The organism is Shewanella sp. T24-MNA-CIBAN-0130, assembly GCF_040310185.1.
Classification (GTDB): domain Bacteria; phylum Pseudomonadota; class Gammaproteobacteria; order Enterobacterales; family Shewanellaceae; genus Shewanella; species Shewanella psychromarinicola.
Genome location: NZ_JBEOPP010000437.1, coordinates 1 through 253, shown reverse-complemented (window position 1 = coordinate 253; position 253 = coordinate 1). Strand labels below are relative to the sequence as shown.

Here is a 253-nt window from a genome sequence, read left to right as displayed (position 1 = left end):
TTGTATATACGTTTACCCCAGTGGCTAAGTACAACGGCACGGTGCCGGTGATCACGTATGTGTTAACCGAGGGCTCTGGCGCCAATGACACCTCAACATTGAGCTTAACGGTCACGCCCGTGAACGATGATTTCACTGATAACAATGAAACGCGCACCATTGCAGAAGACAGCCCTCAAGATGTCTCTTATAACCATCTTACGCTGCCTCCCAACCCAGCTGGGTGGAGATCGGGGTGGGCGGCGGTGGGGGA

1 protein-coding gene is annotated in these 253 nt (G+C 53.8%); it reads left to right on the top strand.

Annotation, left to right across the window (positions count from 1 at the left end; genetic code table 11):
- Nucleotides 1–47: 47 nt before the first annotated feature.
- Nucleotides 48–253, top strand: a 206-nt coding sequence (locus AAEZ02_RS23025; RefSeq protein ID WP_351125471.1) for a hypothetical protein, incomplete at its 3' end; no start/stop codon positions are given.